General features: G+C 66.4%; 12 protein-coding genes. 4 read left to right on the top strand and 8 right to left on the bottom strand.

Features of this window, described 5'->3' with window-relative positions:
- Nucleotides 1–16 precede the first annotated feature (16 nt).
- From AC1Q64_RS14605 to AC1Q64_RS14595, 3 genes are all read right to left on the bottom strand, one after another.
- On the bottom strand, nt 17–1,342 hold the full coding sequence (locus AC1Q64_RS14605; protein ID WP_492251829.1) for an HlyD family secretion protein: 1,326 nt from the start codon (nt 1,340–1,342) through the stop codon (nt 17–19).
- A gap of 68 nt (nt 1,343–1,410) precedes the next feature.
- A complete protein-coding gene (locus AC1Q64_RS14600) occupies nt 1,411–2,889 on the bottom strand; it encodes an efflux transporter outer membrane subunit (RefSeq protein ID WP_492251828.1) in 1,479 nt (492 codons plus the stop codon).
- Between the two features lie 34 nt (nt 2,890–2,923).
- The gene (locus AC1Q64_RS14595) at nt 2,924–3,457 is read right to left on the bottom strand and encodes a MarR family winged helix-turn-helix transcriptional regulator (protein WP_056062509.1); all 534 of its coding nucleotides are present in this window, start codon (nt 3,455–3,457) and stop codon (nt 2,924–2,926) included.
- A 329-nt stretch (nt 3,458–3,786) separates the two neighbouring features.
- On the opposite strand from AC1Q64_RS14595, the gene AC1Q64_RS14590 reads away from it, so the two are divergent.
- Nucleotides 3,787–4,752 (top strand): ketopantoate reductase family protein, encoded by a 966-nt coding sequence (locus tag AC1Q64_RS14590; protein ID WP_492251827.1) that lies wholly within the window; start codon nt 3,787–3,789, stop codon nt 4,750–4,752.
- Nucleotides 4,753–4,764: 12 nt separating this feature from the next.
- Here the strand turns inward: AC1Q64_RS14590 and metE are convergent, their stop codons facing one another.
- Nucleotides 4,765–7,158, bottom strand: coding sequence for a 5-methyltetrahydropteroyltriglutamate--homocysteine S-methyltransferase (gene metE / locus AC1Q64_RS14585; RefSeq protein WP_492251826.1), 2,394 nt, complete (start codon nt 7,156–7,158; stop codon nt 4,765–4,767).
- Between the two features lie 108 nt (nt 7,159–7,266).
- On the opposite strand from metE, the gene AC1Q64_RS14580 reads away from it, so the two are divergent.
- Entirely contained in the window at nt 7,267–8,193 is a 927-nt protein-coding gene (locus AC1Q64_RS14580) for a LysR family transcriptional regulator (protein ID WP_492251825.1), read from the top strand.
- A 149-nt stretch (nt 8,194–8,342) separates the two neighbouring features.
- Complete coding sequence (locus AC1Q64_RS14575) at nt 8,343–10,334, top strand: tetratricopeptide repeat protein (RefSeq protein WP_492251824.1); 1,992 nt, start codon at nt 8,343–8,345, stop codon at nt 10,332–10,334.
- Between the two features lie 50 nt (nt 10,335–10,384).
- Here AC1Q64_RS14575 and AC1Q64_RS14570 read toward each other — a convergent pair whose 3' ends face one another.
- The 4 genes from AC1Q64_RS14570 to AC1Q64_RS14555 form a co-directional block, all read right to left on the bottom strand.
- Nucleotides 10,385–11,422, bottom strand: a complete 1,038-nt coding sequence (locus AC1Q64_RS14570) for a 2-hydroxyacid dehydrogenase (protein WP_492251823.1) — start codon at nt 11,420–11,422, stop codon at nt 10,385–10,387.
- A gap of 65 nt (nt 11,423–11,487) precedes the next feature.
- Entirely contained in the window at nt 11,488–11,952 is a 465-nt protein-coding gene (locus tag AC1Q64_RS14565; RefSeq protein ID WP_492251822.1) for a nuclear transport factor 2 family protein, read from the bottom strand.
- A gap of 149 nt (nt 11,953–12,101) precedes the next feature.
- Complete coding sequence (kdgD, locus tag AC1Q64_RS14560; RefSeq protein WP_492251821.1) at nt 12,102–13,013, bottom strand: 5-dehydro-4-deoxyglucarate dehydratase; 912 nt, start codon at nt 13,011–13,013, stop codon at nt 12,102–12,104.
- 49 nt (nt 13,014–13,062) lie between these two features.
- Nucleotides 13,063–14,034, bottom strand: a complete 972-nt coding sequence (locus AC1Q64_RS14555; protein WP_492251820.1) for a Bug family tripartite tricarboxylate transporter substrate binding protein — start codon at nt 14,032–14,034, stop codon at nt 13,063–13,065.
- A gap of 381 nt (nt 14,035–14,415) precedes the next feature.
- On the opposite strand from AC1Q64_RS14555, the gene AC1Q64_RS14550 reads away from it, so the two are divergent.
- Nucleotides 14,416–15,513 carry a lactonase family protein gene (locus AC1Q64_RS14550; protein WP_492251819.1) on the top strand — a complete coding sequence of 366 codons (1,098 nt, stop codon included), beginning with the start codon at nt 14,416–14,418 and terminating at the stop codon, nt 15,511–15,513.
- The last annotated feature ends 3 nt before the right edge of the window (nt 15,514–15,516 follow it).

Below are 15,516 nucleotides of genomic sequence, written 5' to 3'. Positions count from 1 at the left end.
GCTCGGTCAACCCCGCTTACTGCACCACCGGGGATTGCACGGCGGGCTGCGCCGGGGCCGATGCATGCTTTTGCGCCTGCACTGCGGGCTGGCTGCTCACCTTGGGCGACGCCACGGCCAGTGCGGCCTTGCCATTGCGGCCCAGGTTGGCGGCAATGATGTGCGCCACCTCGTCGTCGGCGGCCTTGAACTGCTCGTCGAACACAGCGGTGGCGGCCACTGGCGTGGTGCGCTGCGTGTCAGCGAGCGTCTTGCCGCTCTGGTCGGCGGTGTCCACCTTCACTTCCATCGACAGACCCACGCGCAGCGGGTGCTCTGCCACTTCCTTGGGGTCGAGCGCAATGCGCACGGGCACGCGCTGCACCACCTTGATCCAGTTGCCCGTGGCGTTCTGTGCGGGCAGCAGCGCAAAGGCGGCGCCGGTGCCAGCGCCCAGGCCCGTCACCGTGCCGTGGTAGACGACTTTGGTGCCGTACACGTCGGCTTCCAGCTCGGCGGTCTGGCCGATGCGCAGGGTCTTGAGCTGGCTTTCCTTGAAGTTCGCGTCCACCCACAGATCGTTCAGCGGCACCAGCGTCATCAGCGGAGCACCGGCCTGCACACGCTGGCCCACCTGCACGCCGCGCTTGGCCACGTGGCCGTCCAGAGGGGCGACCAGCTGCGCACGCTGCACGGCCAGGTAGGCCTCACGCACGCGGGCCGAGGCGCGCTGCACATTGGGGTGCTGCTCGACGGAGGTGCCCTCGGTCTGTGTCTGGCTGGCAGCCAGTTGCTCTTGCGCGGCCAGCACGGCCGACTGAGCGGCGGCCACGGTGCTCTTGGCAGCTGCCAGCTGGGCGGTGGCGTGCTGGAACTCTTCCTTGCCCACGGCGCCGCTGGCCATCAGCGGGGTGCGGCGGTTCACGTCGTCCTGGGCGCGGGCGGCATCGGCCTGGGCACGGGCCAGGTCGGCGCTGCGCAGGCTGACCTGGGCCTTCAAGGTGGAGTTGTTGGCGTACAGGGTACGCACTTCGCGCACCGTCTGTGCGAGCTGGGCCTCGGCCTGCTCCAGCGCCACGCGGGCGTCAGCGGGGTCTAGCTTGACCAGCAACTGGCCGGCCTTCACATAGTCGGTGTCGTCAGCGCCGATGGACACCACCGTGCCGCCGATCTGTGGCGTGATCTGCACCACATTGCCGGCCACGTAGGCGTTGTCGGTGGTCTCCACATGGCGGCCATTGGCCCAGTGCCAGCCGCCCCAGCCGATGGCCACCAGCGCGACGGCGGCGGCGATGAGGGTGAGGCCGCGGCGGCGGGCGGTGTTGGCTTCGTTGGCGGTGAGGGGTTCGCTGTTGGCGGTCATGGCTGTGGTCTTTCAGGAATGTGTTGTTATGTGTTTTTGAATGAGTGCGGTCCGGTGCGGTGGGCCGGTCAGTGCGCGGCGGCGGTGTGCAGCACGGCCGTGTCGTCCGTCCAGCCGCCACCCAGCGCCTTCATCAGCACCAGGCGCGTGTCCAGCTGGCGGGCGCGCAGGTCCACGGCCAGGCGGCGCTGGGCCAGTACCTGGCTTTCGGTGGAGAGCACCACCAGGTAGTTGCCCAGCCCTGCGCGGTAGCGCTCCTGCGCAAAGCGGTAGGCTTTTTCGGCGCTGGCCACGGCCTCGTCCTGCAAGGCCTGCTGGCGGGTGAGCGACTGGATGGAGGCCACGGCATCGCCGGCTTCCTTCACCGCATCGAGCACGGCTCCGTTGTACTGGGCGATGGCCACGTCCAGCTCGGCGGCGCGGCCGCCCAGCTGGGCGCGCAGGCGGTCCCCGTCAAAGATTGGCAGGCGCAGCGCGGGCGTCACGCCCATCTGGCGCGAGCTGCCGTTGAACAAACGGTCCAGCCCCAGCGAGTTCAGGCCAATGAACGCGCCGATGTTGATGTTGGGATAGAACTCGCTGCGCGCGCTGTTCACACCTTGCGTTGCCGCTTCCACGCGCCAGCGCGCGGCCACCACATCGGGGCGGCGGCCCAGCAGGTCGGCACCCAGCACCTCGGGCACGGTAGTGGGCTGCAGGACGGCAAGGCGGGGCGTGAGCTGGGGCAGAGCGTCGGGTGCCTGGCCGGTCAGCACGGCCAGTTGGCGGCGGCCCAGGGTGATCTGCTCCTCGAGCGCTTCGATTTGTGTGCGGGCATCGGGCACAGCGGCCTGGGCCTGGGTCAGCTCGACCTGGCTGTCCAGGCCTGCAGAGGTGCGCTCTTGGGTGAGCTTGCGCTGTTCTTCGCGCTGCTCCAGCGCGCGCGTGGCCACGTCGCGCTGGGCCACCAGCCGGGCCAGCGCCACATAGCTGCGGCCCACCTGGGCGGCCAGGGTGTTGGCGGCGGCTGCGGCGTCAGCCTGGGCCGCACGCGCCTGGCCCAGGGCGGCCTGCAGCTCGGCAGCGTGCTGGCCAAAGAAGTCGGGCGACCAGCTCAGCGTGGCCTGCACGGTACCGCTGTTGTATGTGTTGCCAGCAACGGGAGCAGGCACCAGCCCGTTGGCGGTGTAGCGCTGGCGGGTGGCGTCCACGCCCAGGGTGGCTTGGGGGCCGTTGGCGGCCTCACGCACCTGGCTCAGGGCCACGGCTTGCTCCAAGCGGGCACGGCTCACGGCCAGGCTGGGGTTGCCTTGCAAGGCGGTGTCGATCAGGGTGTTGAGCTGCTCGTCGCCCAGTGCTTTCCACCATTGGCTGGTGGCCACCACGTCTGTGGTGGCTGCGTTCAGGCCGGCGGCAGCCGGGGTGGTTTGCGCGAGCGGGGTGTGGGCCGGGTCGGGGTTGGCGCAGCCCACCAGCAGCAGCGCGGCGGCCAGGGCAACGGCCGATACCGCCAGATGGGCGGCGAGGGCAGAGCGTGTGGACAGGGAGGTTGGGGCAGTGGCGGTCACGGAAATCTCCAGGGGGCAGGGCAACAGGGCGGGGTCAACCAGCTGCGGGTTCGGTGGGTGAGGGGGGCTGCTGGCGCAGCGCTTCGCCGTTGGCCAGCATGCGGCGCAGCATGGACAGCAGCAGCTGCCACTCGTCGTGGCTGAAGTCGCTGAGGTGGCCGTTGAGCACGTCGGCCAGCACGGGCGGCACCAGGGCTGCAATGCGCTGGCCTTCCGGTGTGAGCCTGAGCTGCACGACGCGGCGGTCCACGGTGGAGCGCTCCCGCACCACCAGGCCCTTGGCTTCCATGCGGTCGAGCGACCGGGTCATGGAGGCGGGGTCGGTCTCCAGGTCACGCGCCAGGCTGGCCACGGTGGCGGTCTCGCACAGGGACAACTTGAACAGTGGCAGCCACTGGGCGTAGGTGAGTTCGTGCAAAGACAGCTGGGCATCGGCCTGCGTGCGGATGGACGACATCACCTTGCGCATCAGGTAGCCGACGCTGTTTTCGGGCACCAGCTTGCTGGGGTCGTAGTGCTCGGCGTTGTAGAACGCGGGGGCTTGGCTGGGTTCGGGAGGGGCTGACATGGGTGGGAAATTTAATTGACTAGACAATTATTGTCTTTGCATTGATTAAATTCCTGACACTGGAAAGGGGCCTTTGAGCGGGGTGAGATCCCACGAACGGGAGGTAACGGACGGAGCTTCGCGGTGCTGAAGATGGCGCGAGCGAAGGGAGTGCGCCCCTGCAAGCAGCCTTGCAGAAAGTCAATTTGCTACGTATTTGATAGCTGGTAAGGCATGTTCGACTAGCGCATCAGCCCAAAAACCCTTGATTTTTGGTGCGCAGGCTGCCGCCGATATAGTGGGGCGCCTGTTGACCGACCCTTCTGTGACTTGCCCACCGGGACACCGCCATGACCGCTGCTGCTGATTCATCTGCCTCCCTGCCCACTGCCTTGGACATTGCACCGCCCCTGCGCTTTGCCGTGATGGGCGCGGGTGCGGTGGGCTGCTACTTTGGTGCCTTGCTCGCCCGGGCGGGCCATGCCGTCACGCTCATCGGGCGGCCCGCCCACGTGCTGGCCGTGCGTGACAACGGTCTGCGGCTGCAGACGGCGGCGATGGATGTGCAGGTGCCCCTGGCGGCCAGCACCGAGGCCAGCGCCGTGCACGGCGCGGACGTGGTGCTGTTCTGCGTGAAGTCGTCCGACTCGGAAGACGCCGCGCAGCAGATCCGTCCACATTTGGCCCCTGGCGCGCTGGTGCTGACCTTGCAGAACGGTGTGGACAACGACGAACGCGTGCGCGCCGTGCTGGACGCCAGCACTCCCGTGGCCGCTGCCGTGGTCTATGTGGCCACCGCCATGGGTGGCCCCGGGCATGTGGTGCACCACGGCCGGGGCGAGCTGGTGATTGCACCTTCGCCGCGCAGTGACGAGGTGGCCCGGCAGCTCACGGCGGCGGGCATTCCCACCCAGGTGTCAGACAACGTGCGTGGCGCGCTCTGGGCCAAGCTGGTGCTCAACAGTGCCTACAACGCGCTCTCGGCCCTGTCGCAGCAGCCCTACGGCCCGCTGGTGCAGGTGCCCGGCGTGACGCAGGTGATTGCCGACATCGTGGCCGAATGCCTGGCCGTGGCGGCGGCCGATGGGGTGACGATTCCGGGCGATGTGCAGGCGGCGGTGCGCGGCATTGCCAGCACCATGCCCGGCCAGTACTCGTCCACCGCGCAGGACCTGGCGCGTCGCAAACCCACCGAGATCGACCACCTGAATGGCTATGTGGTCAAGCGCGGCGCCGCCTTGGGCGTGCCGACGCCGCTGAACCACGCGCTGCAGGTGCTGGTCAAGCTGGCCGAGATGAAGCGCGCTGCTGGCTGAACCGGGGACCCGTCAGGCCAGGGCCGCCTCTTCCAGCAACCGCTCGCGCACTTCCTGCGCCGCCTGCACCATGTGGCGCAGGGCAGCCTCGGTCTCCGGCCAGCCCCGGGTCTTGAGGCCGCAGTCGGGGTTCACCCACAGGTGCTCCACGGGCACGACCTCGGCGGCTTTTTCCAGCAGTGCGGCCATTTCCTGCACGCTGGGCACGCGGGGCGAGTGGATGTCGTACACGCCGGGGCCGATTTCGTTGGGGTAGCGGAAATCACCGAACCCCTGCAGCAGCTCCATGTCCGAGCGGCTTGTCTCAATCGTGATCACATCGGCATCCATGGCCGCGATGGCGGGCAGGATGTCGTTGAACTCGCTGTAGCACATGTGGGTGTGGATCTGCGTGTCGTTGCGCACGCCGCTGGCACTGATGCGGAAGGCGCGCGTGGCGCGCTCCAGGTAGCTCTTCCATCCCGCGCGGCGCAGCGGCAGCCCTTCGCGGATTGCGGGCTCGTCGATCTGGATGATGGCGATGCCTGCGGCTTCCAGGTCGCACACCTCGTCGCGGATCGCCCAGGCGATCTGGTCGGCCGTGGTGGCGCGGGGCTGGTCGTCGCGCACAAAGCTCCATTGCAGGATGGTGATGGGGCCGGTGAGCATGCCTTTCATGGGTTTGGCGGTGAGGCTTTGCGCGTACTGGGTCCAGGCCACGGTCATGGGCGCAGGGCGGGCCACGTCGCCGTAGATGATGGGCGGCTTCACGCAGCGCGAGCCGTAGCTTTGCACCCAGCCGTTGGCGGTGAAGGCAAAGCCGTCAAGCTGCTCGCCAAAGTATTCGACCATGTCGTTGCGCTCGGCTTCGCCGTGCACCAGCACGTCCAGCCCCAAGGCTTCCTGCTTGCGCACGGCCAGGGCAATTTCAGCTTCCATCTTCTGTTGGTAGTGGGCCGCATCCAGTGCCCCGCGCTTGAAGGCGGCGCGTGCGGCGCGGATCTCCGCCGTCTGCGGGAACGAGCCAATCGTGGTGGTGGGCAGCAGCGGCAGCTTCAGCCGTGCGCGCTGGGCCTTTTGCCGGGCAGGGAAGGCGCTGGCGCGCTGGTCGGCCCCTGGCGCGGCCGCGGCAATGCGGGCCGCCACGGTGGCGCGGTGCACACGCGGGCTGGCACGGCGGGCGGCCAGGGCGGTGCGGGCGGCGTGCAGTTCGTCGTCCACCGCCGCTTCGCCTTGCGACAAGGCGGTGGCAAGCACGCGCAGCTCATCGAGTTTTTCTACCGCAAACGCCAGCCATGACTTCACCTCGGCGTCCAGCTGTGTTTCAGCCTCTAAGCTGAACGGCACATGCAGTAGCGAGCACGACGGTGCCAGCCACAGCTCGCCCTGGTGCTTGTCGGCCACGGGGCGCAGCTTTTGCAGCGCCGCATCCAGATCGGTGCGCCAGATGTTGCGACCGTCCACGATGCCCACCGACAGCACTTTGTGCGAGGGCAACCAGTCGGCCACGCCCACCAGTTCGTCGGGCGCGCGCACGGCATCCACATGCAAGCCGGCCACGGGCAACTGGCAAGCCAGGCGCAGGCTCTCGGCCAGGGGCGAGAAGTAGGTGGCCAGCAGCAGCTTGGGCGCGCTGCGCGCCAGTTGCCAGTAGCTGGGCTCAAAGGCGTGGCGCCACATGTCGGGCAGGTCCAGGCCCAGGATGGGCTCGTCGATCTGCACCCATTCCACGCCCAGGGCCTTCAGGCGTGCCAGCACGGCTTCGTACACGGGCAGCAGGGACTCCAGCAGGCTGAATCGGTCGAAGCCCGCCGTTTTGGATTTGCCCAGCCACAAAAAGCTCAGCGGCCCCAGCAGCACGGCCTTGACCCGGTGGCCCAGCGCCTGGGCTTCGGCCACCTCGGCAAACAGGCGCTCGCTGGCCAGGTGGAACTGCGTGTGGGCGCTGAACTCGGGCACAAGGTAGTGGTAGTTGGTGTCGAACCACTTGGTCATCTCCAGTGCGGGCTGGCCTGCGGTGTGGTGCGTAGCCTGGCAACCGGCGCTGCAACCCTGGTGGTCGTCGGCGGCCTTGGCCGATACGCCCCGCGCCATTGCAAAGTAGCGGGCCAGCTCGGGCGTGTGGGCATGAAAGCCAAAGCGCGCAGGCTCGCAGCCCAGCAACTGGATGTGGTTGGCCACATGGTCGTACAGCGCAAAGTCGCCCACGGTCACAAAGCCCAGGCCTGCATCGGCCTGCGCCTGCCAGTGCAACTGGCGCAGCTGGGCGGCGGTGGCTTGCAGCTCGGCCTCGGTGCTGTCGCCCCGCCAGAAGGATTCGAGCGCGAATTTCAGCGCACGCTGCGCCCCCATGCGCGGAAAGCCCAGGGTGTGCGTGAACACGGGGCGGCGGGTGGCGGCTGTTACGACAACTGCGGCGAGCGACATGGTGATTTCCTTCTTCTGAATGGAGCAATGCAATGAAGGCACTGATGGTCGCGCGGGCTCGTTTATTATTCAAACGAAAGTTTTAGTCGATCAACTTGAAAATTAATAATGAACCAGTCGATTCTGGAAGTGCGCCACTTGCGCACGCTGGTGGCCCTGCGCGACAGCGGCAGCCTAGTGCGGGCCGCGCAGCTGCTCAACCTCACGCAGTCGGCGCTGTCGCACCAGATCAAGCTGCTGGAAGACCGCTACGGCCAGCCGCTGTTTGAGCGCAAATCGGTGCCGCCGCAGTTCACCGCCGTGGGCGAACGCCTGCTGGCGCTGGCCGATGCGATGCTGCCGCAGGTGGAAGGGGCCGAGCGCGACATTGCCCGCCTGGTGCTGGGGCAGGGCGGGCAGATGCGCATTGCGGTGGAATGCCACACCTGCTTTGACTGGCTCATGCCCGCCATGGACGCGTTTCGCACCCGCTGGCCCGAGGTGGAGCTGGACATCGTGAGCGGCTTTCACGCCGACCCCGTGGGCCTGCTGCACCAGGGCCGGGCCGATGTGGCCATCGTGTCGGAGGTGGATGGGGACGAGGCGGGCGTGGACTACCACGCGCTCTTTGGCTTTGAAATCCGCGCGCTGCTGGCCAACACGCACCCGCTGGTGGCCAAGCCGCACCTGGTGGCGCAGGACTTTGCCGACCAGACCATCATCACCTACCCCGTGCCCGACGAAATGCTCGATTTGATCCGCCAGGTGCTGGAGCCCGCCGGCGTGCGCCCCCCGCGCCGCACCACCGAGCTGACGGTGGCCATGCTGCAGCTGGTGGCCAGCGGGCGCGGCGTGGCGGCGCTGCCGCTGTGGGCGGTGCAGAGCTACCTGGACCGGGGGTATGTGACGGCGCGGCCCATCGGACAAAAAGGCCTGCGCGGCGAGTTGCACGCCGCCTGCCTGCCCAGCCTGTCGGCCAAGCCGTATCTGCAGGACTTTGTGCAGGTCACGCGCGAGACGAGTTTTGTGACGCTCAAGGGCATTGAGTTGCTATGACGCTCCCCTTGAGTTGAAAAAAAGGTTGATTTAGCTATAAATTGTGTAGCTTCTTGCGCCCGTATTTAAAGCGCTACAGTCATTTTTTGCTTCAATTCTTAGAATCCGTCCCGTCGCCCAACAAAAACAACACCGCCCCGGGAGGAAGCATGAGTTACACCTTGCAGCTGTGGGATAAGCCCGCCGATTGGCCGTGGCCCACTACCAAGGCCGAGGCCGATGCACAGTTCGAGCGCGTGTCCGACGGGCCAGAGACGGCGCAAAACCCGAAGTTTTTGCTGTGGGGCCAGGCGCTGTATGCGCACTTTCCGCCAGACATGGACGTGTGGCTGGACGGCAGTGAGGAGGGCATCACCAACTTCCCGACGCTGGGCTTTGGCATCAACACCCGCACCCCGCACTGGGATGATGCCTTTGACCACGCCTGGGCGCAGGCCACCCGGCTGGGCCTGAGTCTGTACGACCCGCAAAGTGGCGTGCACTACCTGGGCAATGGGGATGTGCCCGAGGAGCCCGACCTGCAGGTGCAGCGCGCGTTGCGGGCCCGCAAAGCGGGCGATGACGCCACCGCCTGGGCCGAGTACCGGGCCTGTGCCGCACGCGGCAACCTACACGCCATCTACGCGCTGGGCCGGGCCCTGCGATTTGGCACCTTGGGCCAGCGCCTGCACTTTGACCTGGCCGCTGCGCTGCAGCGGATGGGGGCCCACAACGCTGAAACCCGAGCGGACGCCGAGGCGTTTTTCAACAAATTCCAACCCGAGGCCAAGCTGCGCATCCAGGCGCTGCAGGCGCAGCTGCAAGCAGCCCCGGGGGTGCCACTGCTGCAACGGATCGACGCCGAGCGCAAAGCGTTGGACGATGCCTTTGAACGCACACGGCAGACGATGCTGTACAGCCGCAAGCGCATCGAAGCCTCGGGCGGGCTGGAGGTTGCTGCTTTGCAGGGCCACGAAGTGGCTGCCCTGGAGAAGGCGCTGGACGATGTCATCGGCTGGGAGATCCCCCACTTTGAAAACGCCCGCTACTGGTGCCTGCGTGCGGCGGAATGGGACCATAAGCCCGCCAAACGCATCCTGGCCCTGATGTACGAGCATGGCTGGGGCGGCCCGGTGGACAGGGCCGCCGCTGCCCAATGGACCGCGTCAGCACAAGAGCAGCGGCAAAAGATGCAGAAACAGCAGCAGCGCAAGGAAGAGGCTCAATCCCCCGGGGGATTGAGCTTGGCGCCGATGGAGACGAAGCCTGGGCCGGTCGCGGCGGCGGCTGGGGTCTTGACGGGTTCCATCACCCGCGATTTTGTGGGCTGGTTTGCGCGTGAGGGCAATCCCCATGCCGCGCAGTACATGGGCATCATCGACCAAAACGGCGAGGAAGGCAGCCCAGCGAACCCCACCCAGGCCCGCGCCTGGTATGCCCAGGCGGCTGAAGCCGGGCATGCCGATGCCACCTACAACCTGGGCACGTTCATAGAGGTCGGAACCGGCGGCCCCAAGGACGTGCTGGTGGCCAAGGCGCTTTTCATGATCGCAAACGCCACAGGAACCACCATGCGCGTGGACGACCTGCGGCTGAAGCCCGAAGAGCAGGCGCCCGTGCGGGCCTTGGTCAATGCCCTGCGCCAGCCCGGCCAGCTGCGCGCCGTGTTGAAGCAGCGCGGGCTGGAGCCAGTGGCCAGCGCTGCGCCGCCCGCGCGTCAGGCCATGGGTGGTGCGGCAGCCGCCGGTGCTGCCGGGGCGGCTGGTGGCTTGGCAGGGCCTGCAGCGGCAAGCCATGGGGCTTCTGCACCAGCCGCCCGCACGCGCCCATCGGCGAAGCACGAAGACGGCGATGAAGACGACGATGCTGACATCCATGAACACCACCGCCCGGTCCTGTCACTGCACTGGGGCCACCTGGCCCTGATGGTGGGCATGGCCAACGTGGTGCTGGTGATTGCCTTCTTCAAACCCGGGGTCAGCTTTCGCATGGGGCTGATGGCACTTGGCTTCGTCGGGGCCATCGGGGCCTGGCGCACTGCGGGCGATCTGGACTGGTCGCCGCTTGCCCGCGCTGCCGTGGCGGTACTGGCGGCCATCCCCATTCTGGGCATGGCGGTGTGCACGCTGCTGCTGTTCAAAGCGATGCGTGAACGCCGTTAATGACAAGGGCTTGCTGAGGCGCTGCGCCTGCGCACACAAGCCTTCAGGTTCTACGAGGCGCTGGTTTGTGCCTTGTCTGCATGCGCATGCGTAGGGTGCTGCCCCGTCAGCAGCAAAAACATGGCGAACACCGTGCCTGGCACGGGCACACGCACTGCCCCGGTGGCGTAGAACGACTGCAAGTTTTCCAGCACAAGGTCCGCCATCGCTCGGCGGGTTTCGTGCGTGGCGCTGGCGGTGTGGGGGGTGAGCACCACGTTGTCCAGCGCCATCAGCGCGGCGGGCACGCTGGGTTCGTTCTCAAAAACGTCCAGCCCGGCGCCGGCAATGCGGCGCTCGGTCAGCGCATCGATCAGTGCCGCCTCGTCCACCACGCTGCCACGCGCCACGTTGATGAGGTAGCCCTGGGGGCCCAGGGCATCGAGCACATCGCGGTTGACCAGGTGGCGCGTGCCCGCGCCGCCTGCCACCGTCAGCACCAGGTAGTCGGCCCATTGCGCCAGCGCGGTCACCGACTCGAAGTAGGGCAGTGTGCAATCCTGCGCCGGGCGGCGGTTGTGGTACCCCACCTCCATGCGAAACCCGCTCGCACGCTCGGCCACGGCCTGCCCGATGCGGCCCATGCCCACGATGCCCAGCCGCTTGCCGGACACGCGGGTGCCCAGTGCGTATCTGGCCTTCGGCCATTCACCACGGCGCACAAAACGGTCGCTGGCGGCCACGTGGCGTGACACATCCAGCATCAGCGCGAACGCCATGTCGGCCACACAGTCGTTGAGCACGCCGGGTGTGTAGCCCACCTGCACACCGCGCGCCTTGGCCGCTTCGATGTCCAGCGCGTCAAAGCCCACGCCAAAACTGCTGATGACCTGAAGGTGGGGCAGGGAGGCAATGACCTCGCCTTTGAGGCCGATGGCTGCGGTAGTCACCACCCCCGTGAAATACGCCCCGTGCGACGCCAGATAAGCCGCCGGATCGGTCTGGTCGGCCAGACAGGTGACGTCGTATCGGGCCGCCAGTTGGGACTCCAGCGCGGGAAGGGGCAGGCGGCCGATTTGCAGGATGCGGTGTGGGGTGGCTGTGGTCATGGTGTCGTGGGGCAACAGTGCCAAAAATGCGAAGGGCGGCACACTGCCGCCCCAAAGCGGCTACATCAAGCCGGTACACGCACGGCCTGGCGCGCCAGCAGCTTCCACTGGCCACCTTGCTGTTGCCACACGCCCAGGATCTTGATCTGCACCTTGCCGGGCTTGCCCGAGTCGTTGGTGTCGGCCGTGAGGGTGTGGCGCACGATGGCGGTATTACCCACCACCTTGATGGTCTGGTCGGTGATGGCGATGGTCACGAAGTCGGACTTGCCGGCGATCAGGTCGCCGATGAAGCTGTCCTTGGTGTCCACGCGGCCGCCCGAGTGACCGTAGCTCAGGTCGTCAGCGACGAGAGCGGTCAGTGCAGCGGGCGTGGGGTCAATCATGGCCACACGCAGTTTTTCTGCGGCTGCAGCTACCGCCTGTTCGGCCGATGCCGAGGAGGCTGTAGATGCTGCACCAGTGGCGCAGCCAGCGAGCGTGGCAATGGTGATGGCGGCTCCCATGGCGAGAACGATTTGCTTGAACATCTTGTCTGTCTCCGTTGTTGTATTGGGGTTTCGGGATGTGCGTGCCACGACTGCTCCACGGGTCCGTGCACGGCCAGGCCCGGGTTGTTAAGAGGTGAACTGCGGGCAAAAAAGGGCCTGGAGAACCTGGCCCTGCACCCAGGCCGCGCTTACTGCGGCCCGAGCTTGTCAATCAGCGCCTTGAGCTCTTCCATCTCGTGGGGCTTGAGGTCCGTCAGCGGCGCCCGCACCGGCCCGCCGTCATGGCCCACGATGCGCGCACCCGCCTTGATGATCGACACGCCATAGCCCTCCACCCGGTTGCGGATGGACAGGTACGGCATGAAGAACGACTTGAGCAGCCGGTGCTGCGTGGCCGTGTCATCGTTGGCTACCGCCTTGTAGAACTCCATCGCCGTCTTGGGGATGAAGTTGAACACCGCCGACGAATACACCGGCGTGCCCAGCGCCTTGTAGGCAGCGGCATACACCTCTGCCGTGGGCAGTCCGCCCAGGTATGAAAAGCGGTCTCCCATCTTCATGTAGATGGAGGACATGGTCTCGATGTTGCCCACGCCGTCCTTGAAGCCCACCAGGTTCTGGCAGCGGTCGGCCAGGATGGCCAGCGACTCGGCCGTGAGCTTGGTGCGGTCGCGGTTGTAGACGATCACACCGAACTTCACGCTCTTGCAGACCTGCTCCACATGGGCGATCAGGCCTTCCTGGCCAGCTTCGGTCAGGTAATGCGGCAACAGCAGGATGCCATGGGCGCCCAGGCGCTCGGCCTCCTGGGCATGGGCAATGGCCGTGCGGGTGGGGCCACCGGCACCGGCAATGATGGGCACCTTGCCCCGGCAGGTATCCACGGCCGTCTTGATGACCTCGCTGTACTCCGGGCCCGAGAGCGAGAAGTACTCACCCGTGCCACCGGCGGCAAACAGGGCGCTGGCGCCATAGGGGGCGAGCCACTCCAGGCGCTCGATGTAGGTCTTGGGGCGGAAGTTGCCCTGCTCGTCGAAGTCGGTGATGGGGAACGAGAGCAGGCCGGAGCCCATGATGGTTTTGAGTTCTTGCGGGGTCATGGTCATTGCAGCGGGAGAGGATGGTGAATGAAACGGGTGTCTGTGGCGCTCAGTCGAGCTTGATGTTGGCGGCCTTCACCACGCTGGCCCAGCGCGCGCGTTCCTTGGCGAAGAACTGGTCCTGTTCGGTGGAGGTCATGGTCACCACTTCGGCGCCCTGGCCGGCCAGGCGCGAGCGGATCTCGGGTGCCCGGATGGCTGTGATGAGCGCCTTGTTCAGCTTTTGCACGACCGCATCGGGTGTGCCGCGTGGCAGCAGCACGCCTTGCCAGGTGCCGGACTCGTAGCCGGCCACACCTTGCTCGGCAATCGTGGGCACGTCACCGATCAGCGGCATGCGGGTGGACTTGGAAACGCCCAGCACCTTGAGCTTGCCGTTTTGTACCTGGGGCAGGGTGGCCAGCATGCCGTTCATCAGCACCTGGGTCTGGCCCGCCACGGTGTCCTGAATCGCGGTGACGCCGCCCTTGTAGGGGATGTACTGCCAGCGTGCGCCGCTGGCGCGCTCCAGCGCCACGCCGGCAAGGTGGGGAGCGCTGCCGGTGGCCGTCACGGCAAAGTTCAGCTCGTTCTTCTTGGAGTAGGCGATCAGCTCCTTGAGGTTGTTGACCGGCACCGAGGGGTGCACCACCAGCAGGTGGGGCGAGTAGGCCAGCATGGTCACACCGCGCAAGTCTTTGGAGGGGTCGAACGACAGCTTGGTGTAGACCGAGGGGCTGATCGCCAGCGCGCCCACGTCACACAGCAGCATGGTGTAGCCATCGGGCTCGGCTTTGGCCACAAAGTCGGCACCCAGGTTGCCATTGGCGCCGGGCTTGTTCTCGACGATCACGCTTTGCTTGAGCGATTCGGACAGCGCCTGGCTGATCGAGCGCGCAATGATGTCCGAGCTGCCGCCTGGTGGGTAGGGCACCACGATGCGCAGTGTCTTGGCAGGCCATTCAGCGGTCTGGGCCGTGGCAGAAGCTGCCGCCAGAGCGGCAGTGCAGGCCAGAAGAATTGCGCGACGTTGCAGTCTCATGGAATGTCTCCGTGTGTTTGTGTTGTTAGTCATCGTACAACTAGATCAAAAAATATGCAATCCATGCCGGTGTCATTCAGTGCATTTTCAGGGGGATTTCAGGGTTTGTACTGAGATTTTTGGCCCAAAAAATCCAGAGATTGTTGACTGGCGGGTGTTTCGAGGTTGTACGTGACCTCGGGTAATCCCTTTCTCTGTCAGCGCTGAAGATGGGTCAGAATGCATTCCTTGTTGTATGACGACATATCACAGTCACACGATGCTGCAGCAATGAATCGCCCTGCGAATGGCGTCTCCGGGCGCAGCAGAACCACCACAACCTCACTGGCGGGCGCGCTTCAGAGTCGCAGTCCAGCCGAAGGCACTACCAGGGGACCGAGCATGACCATCCCATTTCGTATCCGTCACCGCGTCGCGCCGGTGATGCTGGCAGTCGCAACCGCGCTGGGCGTACAGGCTGTGCAGGCAGCCACCTGGGTGTACGTGGCCAATGCAGACAGCCAGGATGTGTCGGTGCTGGAGCTGGACCGCGCCGCCGGGACGCTCAAGCCCGTGGACACCACGGCACTGGGTGGCGCTGCCATGCCCATGGCCGTCAGCCCGGACAAGCGCGTGCTCTATGTGGCATTGCGCTCGCAGCCGTTTCGGGTGGTCAGCCTGGCCATTGACCCGGCGAGTGGCAAGCTGCGCAAGCTGGGCGAGGCGCCGTTGGCCGACAGCATGGCCAATATCGACACCGACGCCACCGGGCGCTGGCTGTTCGCAGCCTCCTACCCCGGACACAAGATCACGGTCAACAGTATCGGCAAGGACGGCGTGGTGGGGGCGGTGCAGCAACTCATCCCTACGGGCCCCAACGCCCACGCCATCCATGCGGACGCGGCCAACCACCATGTCTTTGCCACCAGCCTGGGTGGCGACCACCTCTCAGCCTGGAAGTTCGATGCCGAGACCGGCAAGCTCACCGCACACGAGCCTGCGCTGACCCCCGTAGCGCCCGAAAAGTCCGGCCCCCGCCATTTCGTCTGGAGCCGCGACCAGCGCCACCTGTATCTGCTGGACGAGCTGGATGCCGCCGTGCACGTGATGGCCTACGACAAGGAGCGTGGCACCGTTCGCCCGCTGCAGCGCACCACGGCATTGCCCGCAGGTTTTGCGGGCAAGCCCTGGGCCGCCGACATTCACCTATCGCCCGATGGCCGCACGCTGTATGCGTCCGAGCGCACCTCCAGCACCCTGAGCAGCTTTCGCGTCGATGCCGCCACCGGTCAGCTGTCGCCCCTGGGCCAGGTGCCCACCGAAAAGACGCCGCGCGGTTTTGCAGTGGACGCGTCTGGCCGCTTCCTGATCGCAGCGGGACAGGAGTCGCACCACGTCGCACTGCACCCCATTGACCCCGCGACAGGCCTTCCCGGTGTGCCCACCCGCGTTCCGGTGGGCAAGAACCCCAACTGGATCGAGATCGTCGATATGCCCTGAGCG

The organism is Acidovorax sp. GW835-FHT14G06 (assembly GCF_058793595.1).
Note: the sequence above shows the minus strand (reverse complement) of the source record. Positions and strands in the feature narration are given on the sequence as shown.